The sequence below is a fragment of the Actinomycetota bacterium genome (genome assembly GCA_012837825.1).
GTDB lineage: Bacteria > Actinomycetota > Humimicrobiia > Humimicrobiales > Humimicrobiaceae > Humimicrobium.
The window spans coordinates 1-9,400 of sequence record DUQM01000030.1; the positions used below are offsets into that span (position 1 = coordinate 1).

10 protein-coding genes are annotated in these 9,400 nt (G+C 33.1%); 1 reads left to right on the forward strand and 9 read right to left on the reverse strand.

Translation table 11 applies throughout. The features are described 5' to 3' along the window. Window positions 1-58: 58 nt before the first annotated feature. The 4 genes from coaD to GXZ93_02575 form a co-directional block, all read right to left on the reverse strand. Window positions 59-553 (reverse strand): pantetheine-phosphate adenylyltransferase, encoded by a 495-nt coding sequence (gene coaD, locus GXZ93_02560; GenBank protein HHT78664.1) that lies wholly within the window; start codon window positions 551-553, stop codon window positions 59-61. 10 nt (window positions 554-563) lie between these two features. After that, on the reverse strand, window positions 564-1,118 hold the full coding sequence (gene rsmD / locus GXZ93_02565) for a 16S rRNA (guanine(966)-N(2))-methyltransferase RsmD (GenBank protein ID HHT78665.1): 555 nt from the start codon (window positions 1,116-1,118) through the stop codon (window positions 564-566). 42 nt (window positions 1,119-1,160) lie between these two features. Then, window positions 1,161-2,855: a DAK2 domain-containing protein gene (locus tag GXZ93_02570; GenBank protein HHT78666.1), complete on the reverse strand. Its 1,695-nt coding sequence runs from the start codon at window positions 2,853-2,855 to the stop codon at window positions 1,161-1,163. A 118-nt stretch (window positions 2,856-2,973) separates the two neighbouring features. Then, window positions 2,974-3,816 carry an SGNH/GDSL hydrolase family protein gene (locus GXZ93_02575; protein HHT78667.1) on the reverse strand — a complete coding sequence of 281 codons (843 nt, stop codon included), beginning with the start codon at window positions 3,814-3,816 and terminating at the stop codon, window positions 2,974-2,976. A 152-nt stretch (window positions 3,817-3,968) separates the two neighbouring features. Between GXZ93_02575 and GXZ93_02580 the strand changes: the two genes are divergently transcribed. After that, a complete protein-coding gene (locus tag GXZ93_02580; GenBank protein HHT78668.1) occupies window positions 3,969-4,160 on the forward strand; it encodes a 50S ribosomal protein L28 in 192 nt (63 codons plus the stop codon). Window positions 4,161-4,170: 10 nt separating this feature from the next. Here GXZ93_02580 and yfcE read toward each other — a convergent pair whose 3' ends face one another. The 5 genes from yfcE to priA all read right to left on the reverse strand — a co-directional run. Then, the gene (yfcE, locus tag GXZ93_02585; GenBank protein ID HHT78669.1) at window positions 4,171-4,731 is read right to left on the reverse strand and encodes a phosphodiesterase; all 561 of its coding nucleotides are present in this window, start codon (window positions 4,729-4,731) and stop codon (window positions 4,171-4,173) included. Between the two features lie 58 nt (window positions 4,732-4,789). Continuing rightward, window positions 4,790-6,238, reverse strand: a complete 1,449-nt coding sequence (locus GXZ93_02590) for a hypothetical protein (GenBank protein ID HHT78670.1) — start codon at window positions 6,236-6,238, stop codon at window positions 4,790-4,792. A 6-nt stretch (window positions 6,239-6,244) separates the two neighbouring features. Continuing rightward, window positions 6,245-7,204 carry a methionyl-tRNA formyltransferase gene (gene fmt, locus GXZ93_02595; GenBank protein ID HHT78671.1) on the reverse strand — a complete coding sequence of 320 codons (960 nt, stop codon included), beginning with the start codon at window positions 7,202-7,204 and terminating at the stop codon, window positions 6,245-6,247. Window positions 7,205-7,222: 18 nt separating this feature from the next. After that, window positions 7,223-7,726 (reverse strand): peptide deformylase, encoded by a 504-nt coding sequence (def, locus tag GXZ93_02600; protein ID HHT78672.1) that lies wholly within the window; start codon window positions 7,724-7,726, stop codon window positions 7,223-7,225. Between the two features lie 24 nt (window positions 7,727-7,750). Next, window positions 7,751-9,400, reverse strand: a 1,650-nt coding sequence (priA, locus tag GXZ93_02605; GenBank protein HHT78673.1) for a primosomal protein N', incomplete at its 5' end; no start/stop codon positions are given.

A 9,400-nucleotide genomic window follows, 5' to 3' on the forward strand; every position in this document is an offset into this window, starting at 1 on the left:
AATATTAAAACAGATTGTTAAAAAAATATATGTATTAATGCAATATACATATTAAAAATCAGTCAAAATCATTATTTTTAAAACTGCTTACAATATCCTCCTCTATCTCTTTTGGAACAAGATCCCTGATACAACCATTAAGACTTGCAACCTCTTTTACAGCACTTGAGCTCAGATAAGCATATTTCGGATTTGAAACCATAAAGAAAGTTTCAATATGAGGCGCAAGCTTCTTATTCATCTGAGCCATCTGGAATTCATATTCAAAATCCGTAATAGCTCTCAGACCCTTGATTATTACATTTGCTTTTTTTTCTTTTGCAATATCTATAAGCAGGCCGTCATATGACATTATTTCTACATTTTTTAATCCCTGCAGAGATTTGCTGATAAACTCTATTCTTCTCTTTAATGAGTAAAGAGGTGTCTTTTTTGGATTATTTGATACAAGAACTATTACTTTGTCAAAAATCTTTGAACATCTGCAAATAATATCTCTGTGCCCTTCAGTCATGGGATCATATGTTCCCGGACATAAAGAAATTTTCTTCATAATTGATTTTTTATTTCAATGATAAATAAATGACCTTCTTTTCACCAAATGAAGATACTTTATCAATATTAAAAAGGCAAATTTCCTCTTCAATATCCCTTTTAAAAAAGAACTCATAAATTATAACACTATTTTTATCAATAATCCCACCATTATATAATAAATTAAAAACCCGAATCATATATTCTTTGCCGATCTTAAAAGGAGGGTCTAGAAAAATTACTTCAAAAATATCTTCATTGAAATTAGACAGAAATTCTGCTACGTCCTGTTTCCTTATCACTGCTTCTTCTTTTATGTCCTTTAATAGTGCAAGATTTTCCTTCAGAAGTTTGACAGAGTCAAATGAATTATCTATAAAATATACTGTTTCGGCACCGCGGCTTAAAGCCTCTATTCCAAGCGAACCGCTGCCTGCAAACAGATCAAGAACACTGCTATTATATATACGCGAGCCAAGAACATTAAAAATACTTTCTTTTACCCTATCCAAAGTAGGTCGTATGGATAGATCTGATGGACCTTTTAATTTTCTTCCTTTGAACTTACCGGAAATGATTCTTATTTTAAAATCACCGCATTTCTATTTTTCCATAAGAAAAGAATTTTACTCAACTGAAAAAATATAATTATAAAATGGCTGATCGCCTTTATAAAATTCTATTTCAATATCAGGATAGTATTTCTTTATTTCATTTTTTATATCTTCATTTTCAGCTTCTGAAGAATCTTTGCCGGCATAAAAAGATATTATGCTGTCATCTTCCTTTACCATGTCTTTTATAAGTTCAATTGTCGCGCCTATCAGATTATCTGAAATGACTTTTATCTTTCCGTCAAATAATCCTATGAACTGACCTTTTTTTATTTCACCCACAAGAAGATTGGCATCCCTGACTGCAACAGTGACTTCCCCGCTCTTGATTCTCTTATAAGCTTGTTCCATATTCTTCAAGTTATCATCCATTACAAGATCCCTGTTAAAGTTTAAAACTGCATTTATGCCCTGTGGTATGGTTTTTGTCGGAATAACTGTTACATCCTTTCTGGCTATCTTTGCAGCCTGATTTGCGGTAAGTACAATATTCTTATTGTTTGGAAAAATTATTATTTTTTCGGTTTCAAGTTTTTTTATTGCTTTTACTATTTCGTATGTGGAAGGATTCATTGTCTGTCCGCCTTTAATGACTATATCAACTCCAAGACTTTTAAATATTTCCTCAAGACCTTCTCCATTAGAGACGGAAATCAAACCGTAGGTTGCAGCCTGTTTTTCAGCTACAGGAACTGATTTCATTTTTTCCATATGCTGGTCTACCATATTATTTATCTGAATTTCGTGCATAACTCCTTCCCTCAGCGCTCTCCCAAGAACTCTGTGGGGGTGATTGGTGTGGACATGCACCTTGACAAGACTTTCATTTCCGACAACCATTGCGCTGTCTCCAAAAGTTTCAATATCTTCTCTCAGCCGCAAAAGATTTATCCTCTGTCCGGTAATTATGAACTCGGTACAATAAATGTTCTTTATATCTGAAGAAACATTAAGATCCTTTAGCTCTCTGTCATCATAGGCATGCTGCTGTATTTCCGGAGAAACAGTCTGTTCTTTTTCTTTGTCAGTATTTGAAAGATTTTTTTCGCCTGTACTTCTTTTCAGGCTGGAGTCTATCTTGCCCAGATCCATCAGAGCTTTTTTCAGGCCGACAAGAATTTCAAGTATTCCCTGTGCGCCGGCATCAACTACATTTGCTTCCTTCAATACAGGTAAAAGAAAAGTAGTTCTGACAAGAGACTTTTCTGTTTCAGAAATAATATTGTCTATAAATTCTGACAGAAAAACATTCTCATTATTATTTTCATTATATGTTTTTATAAAATTATAAAGATCTTTTATAATGGTAAGCATTGTCCCTTCCGTAGGGTTCTGGACAGAACCATATGCAAGAACTCTGGCGGAATTTAAAGCATTTTCCAGTATATCAAGATTGAAGGAATCACTTTTTTTCAATTCATCAAAAAACCCTTTCAGTATCTGCGCAAGTATTACTCCTGAATTTCCTCTTGCTCCCATAAGTCCGCCAAATGAAACAGCTTCAACCATAGCCTGCAAATCATTATTCTTTAACTTTGCAAGCTCCTTTTTTATAGATTTAAGGGTCAGCAGCATATTTGTGCCTGTATCTCCGTCAGGAACGGGAAATACATTAAGGTCATTTATCCTGGCTTCATTGCTTTTAAAGTGATCTACTATGATTGAAGTAGCTTTTTTTATATCTGAACTTTCAAGTTTAATAATCATTTGTATATAACCTCTTTTTTATATTGTTAAATCTTGTTTTGGGAAATAATATTAATAATAAACAAAACTTTAAAATTTTTAAAATACTATTACTGTTAAAAATACAGTTATCTGATTTTTATTTTAACAAAATATCATTTATTTTTTCAGCGATGACTTCAAAAGCTTTTTTGTTTAAATGCAGACCATCTTTATAAAGATAATCGGTATTATTTTCCGTGTCATCAAGAATCGTCCACAAATCAATAAAATCAGCCCCGGTATTCCAAGCTATATCCATTAATTTTCTGTTATGCAAATCCAGAATATCATTTTGCAGATTCAGATATTTTTCTGTCGGATTCAGCTGGTTTATTGTCCTGATTTTTTTTATTCTATACAGTCCGACTATTATAATTCTTTCATTTGTTTCAAAAAGCTTATTTAAAATATTTTTATATTTATTTGCAAATTCTTCTGCATCTCCCGCAAAATCTCCGGCATTTAATTCTTCCCAGTTAATATTAGACTTATTTTTGTCAAAATAGTTTTTAATAATATTTTCCAGCAGCGCATCATTTAAGCCATAATTCAGAACTGAAGCATTGTTTTTTCCCGGCTGAAAAAAATTAATAATGCCCATGTCCAGATCTTCAATTTTCGATCCGCCTTTTCCAAGATTAAGGACTTCAAAAATTTTATTTCTTCTGTTTTCGTTTAATTTCTGCCCAAGAATGACGGGAAAAGAATCTTTATAAGGGTAATTCCATCCGAAAGTGTTTGAGTCGCCCAGGCAGAATACATATCCTTTCCTGTCCGGTTCTTCTTTTTCTTCCGATTCTTCTTTTTCTTCCGGGCTGCTTCTGTCTTTCCGGCAGATATCTCTTATAAGTGAAATTGTTTCAATTCTGAATCCATCGTAATTAATATAGATTCTGAAAAAAGAAGCTGTTTTTATTATTAATTTTTTAATAATATTCATTACTGTTCATATTTTTCTTGTAAATTTAAAAATTAAATGTTAGCATTCTATCTTGTTTTTTAGCTGACTTTTTTTGCTGATATTTTATATTATCAGCAACCGGTAATAAAATTAATTTATATTATAGTCTTTATTTATAAACAGGAGAAAAAATGGCAAGCAGATGCGATATATGTAATAAAGAAGTTTTATTTGGCAGCAGTATCAGTCATTCACATAAAAAGAATAACAGAACTTTCAAGCCGAATATCCAGAAAGTTAGGGTAGAAATGAACGGTTCTGTAAAAAAAGTGAATATATGTACAAGATGTCTGAAAAGCAATAAGGTTAAAAAAGTAGTTTAAAATATAGTCTCTAAATATTTACCTTTTCAGTCTTCAATACTTCTCCGGTATCAATATTTATGATATTTATCATATTCTCATTGAAATTAATTTCCCCAACTGTCGGAGGAAAACCTCCTTTGGGAAGAGACGGACTTCCGGGATTAATAAATATCAAAGCGTTCTTTCTTTCTATTCTGGGAATATGGGTATGTCCGCTTACAGCTATATTGAATTTAAATTTTCTGCTAAGATCCTGTAATTCATTATCTCCTTTTTTATCTCCATGATGAATATATAAAATATTGTCTTCATGAAAGAAAAACCTGACCGGATCAAGTATATTGAAATCCAGTGCCAGCTGATCCACTTCGCTGTCACAATTTCCCCTGGCATATATTATTGGTTTTTTTACAGAATTTATAATTTTTGACAGCTCAAGGGGATCATAAGAATCTTTTATCATGTTAAAAAGACCATGATAAAACATGTCACCGCAATGAATTAAAAGATCCGCATCATTCAGTATCTCAAGTGCGCAGCTGACAGCTTTTATATCTCCATGAGTATCGCTCATAATTCCTATTTTCAAGTTAACTCCTTTTATTTGTTATAATATTATGCATTTACATACATCATATTTTTAAATTTTACTTTAATTTTATCAGCGAGCAAATACTTGCTCCCTCACTGTTTAAATACCAGGGTAATATTTCTATTATGTTTCCTGATTCCGGCAAACAGTTTATTTCCGGAAAATCCCTGACATTTTCATTTACCAGTCTTCTGATGCTGTCAGTATTATCAACTTTATATCTGCCTTCATTTTTATCCATAAATTCATTTATTAATTCTTCGTTTTCAATTTTGGAAAGAGTACAGGTATATAATGTAATTTTGCCTCCTCTTTTTAAATATGGCGCTGCATTATGAAGAATTTTCAAAGAATTTTCCTTAAAGATCTTAAGTCTGCCGATGTCTTTATTGTATTTGGTATCAGGATTCTTGGAAACAGTGCCGAATGAACTGCATGGCAGGTCTATAAAAATTTTGTCAAAATATTCATTATAATCATTGCTTTGATCTTTCTGTTTTTTATAATTATTTCCTCTTTTATCCGTTTGTAAAAAATATTCTTTTCCCGCATCTGCATTAATGCTTCTGATAATATCAGCACCCATTCTTTTCACATTGCCTTCCAGTATCTTTAACCGCTTTTCATTACTTTCAATTGCGATTATTTCTCCTTCATTTTTCATCATAAGCGCGCTGGAAACAGACTTTCCTCCCGGAGCAGAACATATATCAAGTACTTTCTCACCGGGCCCGGGATTCAGGAAATATCTTATGGCTATTTGTGAAGAAAGATTCTGGACAAACAATAATCCTTCGCGGATAAACTTTGAATTAATAAATTCTTCAAATTTATCTTTGATTTTAAAAGCAGTGCCATCAAGAAATGTTTCATAAGGTCCGCTAAAGAAAGAAGATGCGTCATCGTAAAAGTCTTTTTCTGTTATTTTCAGAGTATTTATTCTGAAATAAAATTCCGGATTTCTGTTCAGTGATTCCAGGATTTTTTTAAGAATATCTGAAGAATATGTCCTGCCCCAGTATCTGACAAGCCATTCAGGAAAAGAGTGCCTTATGCTTTCCTGTCTGTTCCTGTCTCTTACTTTTTTAATATTTTCTTCCAGAAACTGATAAATATCCGGTATTCTTGTTGCCTTGCGTAAAACCGCATTTACAAAATTTGCTGATTTCCGGCCTCTGAATCCTTTGATTATCGAGACGGACTCACTTACTGAACTGTAATCAGGAATACGATCCAGAAAAATAATCTGGAATAATGCAATCCTCAGAGCCAATAGAGATAATATTTCAATTTTCTCTATTTTCAGACCGGATATTCTTGAAATCAGAAAATCCAGAGTGATATATCTTTTTACAACACCTTTTGAAATCTGATAGATAAGACTCTTATCCTGTGGTTTCGGCTTTCTGATTTTCAGATACCTGTCAATTATATCGTTCAGGTTTCTTTTTTTGACAAAATATTCAAGGAGTATTTCAAAAGTGATTCTTCTGGAATTTTCCATTTATTTTTAATAAAAATATTCTCCGGTTTTAACCCTGTATCCGTTTAAAAAGTCGTGTACCGATATTTTATTCTTTCCTTCAGGTTTAAGCTCAAGCAATTTCACAGCTTCGTTTCTGCCGCAAAAAACAATTACTCCGTTCGTCTTGTCGGCAGCAATTATTTCTCCTTCTGAGGGACAAATGTCCGATTTGCAAGAAAGCATATGATTTCTATAGTCATCTGCAACTCCGGCGCTTAAAATTTTTATTTTCATATCTCTGAAACTGGTTTGCGCTCCCGGTTCCTGTGAAAAGGCCCTGACCTTGTTTATTATGTCTCTGGAACCTGATGACCAGTCAATTATAAAATCTTTTTTTTCAAATAATCGGGTATAGCTCGGAATACCTGTCTGCGGATATGTTTCAATAAGTCCTTTGTCTATAAGCTCCAATACACTGTTTAAAAGCGGAGCCCCTATTGTTATTATTTTTTCTTCCAGCATCTCTTTATTCTCATAATCACCTATCCTGAATAAAGATTGCGCATAAATATCTCCTTCATCAAGATTTTCATTGATACGCATAATGCTTATACCTGAATGGCTGCAACCTTCAAGCAGTGTGGTTATTATAGGGGAAGGTCCCCTGAAGAGAGGCAGTGCCGAGGGGTGCACATTAATAACATTATCGCCGGCAAATTCAATAATTTTTTTCGGAATAATATGACCAAAACTGACTATTACAAAGCAATCAAAATTAATTTCTTTTATTTTTTCGTAAAAAACATCATCAAGTTTAACAACCTCTATGACTTTGATACCTTTGCCGGATGCAAAAACTTTTACAGGGTTGGGGATTGTTTTTTTTCCTCTTCCTGTAATTTTATCTGTGTTTGTGACAACCGCAGCAATATTATGTTCAGCATTATAAAGATATTCAAGAAAAGGAACAGAAAAATCAGATGATCCAAAAAATATTATTTTCAACTTAAACCATCCTGTCCTTTATACTGCGGCGCCGGAATTGATATCTGCTATCTTCATCATTACCTCACGCTTCTTTCTGCTATCAAGATAGTCTATGAATAATTTCCCATCCAGGTGGTCAACCTCATGCAGAAAAATCCTTGCCAGCATTCCTTCGGCCTTAAAATTTAATTCTTCATTATTCAAAGACAGAGCTCTGACAGAAATTTTTTTAGGCCTTTTCATCATACAGGCAATTGAATAGACGCTCAGGCACCCTTCCTGCATTTCTTCTTCTTCATTATCAATTATTTTTATCTCAGGATTTATAAATACTCCTGTCTTATCCCATTTAACTACTATGATTCTTTTTGAAATGCCTATCTGGGGAGCAGCAAGACCAACCGCGCTGTAATCGTCACTGTTAATAGTGTCGAGCATATCCTGTATTATATTAAGTATTTTTTTATCTATTTTTTCGACTTTTTCACTTATGATCCTTAGAACAGGATCTCCCAGTTTTCTTATTTCCCTTATTGCCACTTATATTCACGCTCCGTTCAAAAGTTACAAAATCCAGTAAGGATCAACGTCGATTAAAACCCTTGCAGTTTTTTCTATTTTAAACTCATTGAACATTTTAGTAAACCTGCTAATGAAGTTATTGATATCAAAAGACTTAACAAGAATATGCCATCTGTAATTATTATTTATTTTTGAAAACGGTGAAGGAGCCGGGCCCAGTATTTCACACTCGGTATAGTTTTTTATTTTCTGAATATCTTTCGCAAGCCTGTAAGATACTTTGCTTATCTTTTCATAACTTCTTCCGGAAATAATAATATTAACAAGGTTGCTATAGGGGGGATATTTCAGATTTTTCCGCATCTTTAGTTCATCATTATAGAAAAGCTCAAAATTATCTTTCATAAAACTTCTGATTATCATTCCGTCTGAATTATAGGTCTGAACAATGACTTTTCCATCCTTAAATCCCCTTCCGGCTCTTCCTGCCACCTGGGTAAGTATCTGAAAAACTCTTTCATTAATAATATAATCCGGAAGAGAAAACATGCTGTCTATGTTTACTACTCCCACGAGGGTTACATCTTTTATATCAAGTCCTTTCGAGACCATCTGTGTTCCTATCAGAATCGACGGACTGGATCTGATAAACTCATTAAGTATCTTTTCATGTGATTTCTTTTTTGATGTGACATCTGAATCCATTCTGACTACCGAAACATCAGGAAATCTTTTTCTTATCTTTTCTTCGACTTTCTGAATACCTGTTCCAAGCATCATCACTCTTTTACTGCCGCATTGCGGACATATTTTTTTAAAAATGATTTCTTTGTCGCAATGATGGCATTTCAGTTTGTTCCCTACACTGTGGTAGGTGTAAGACAGATTGCAATTTTCACATTTCGGTATAAAACCACATTCACTGCATATTATGTATTTGCTATATCCTCTTTTGTTTATAAAAATTATCGCCTTTTCTTTTTTATTTACTCTCTCAAAAATTTCTGAATATAGCTTGTTTGTTATAATCTCATCTTCTGAAAAACTGTTTATTTTTTTTAAATCGATTATTTCCCTTATTACTTTGCTGTCTTTAAAGATTTTTTCTTCAAGTTTTAAAATGCTTGAATTCTTATCTTTTTCAAATCTGTATTTTATTCTTATCGAAGGTGTAGCGCTCCCAAGAACAATGGGAATTTCTGATATTTTGCAGAATTTCAAAGCTGTTTCTATGGTACAATATCTTAATCCTGAATTTTCTTTATATGATGTATCGTGAAATTCATCGATAATTATTATGCCCGGGTTTTTAAACGGGGTAAAAAGAGCAGACCTTGTACCTATTATGACTTTGCATTTTCCGGAAAGAATATCAAGCCACTTTTCATATCTTTCAGATTCGCTCATGCCGGAATGATATACACAGCAATTATCTTTAAAAACCTTTCTGAACATGGAATATAGCTGCGGTACCAGTGAAATTTCAGGCGTCAGTATTACGCTTGTCCTGTTTTTTTCAAGCGCTTTTTCCACACATCGTATATATACTTCTGTTTTGCCGCTGCCTGTTACACCTTCAAGCAGGAAATTATGATTTAGCGGTTTTTCAATAAAGCCTGTTATTCTTTTCAGGCAATTCAGCTGAGAACTGTTAAGGATTATTTCCTTATCCTTGTTTATATCATTATCCAA

Coding starts and splice junctions, on each gene's coding strand:
- GXZ93_02590 (HHT78670.1), bottom strand. CDS start 6,238: ATGGAAAATTCCAGAAGAATCACTTTTGAAATACTCCTTGAATATTTT.
- GXZ93_02580 (HHT78668.1), top strand. CDS start 3,969: ATGGCAAGCAGATGCGATATATGTAATAAAGAAGTTTTATTTGGCAGC.
- GXZ93_02575 (HHT78667.1), bottom strand. CDS start 3,816: ATGAATATTATTAAAAAATTAATAATAAAAACAGCTTCTTTTTTCAGA.
- coaD (HHT78664.1), bottom strand. CDS start 553: ATGAAGAAAATTTCTTTATGTCCGGGAACATATGATCCCATGACTGAA.
- GXZ93_02570 (HHT78666.1), bottom strand. CDS start 2,855: ATGATTATTAAACTTGAAAGTTCAGATATAAAAAAAGCTACTTCAATC.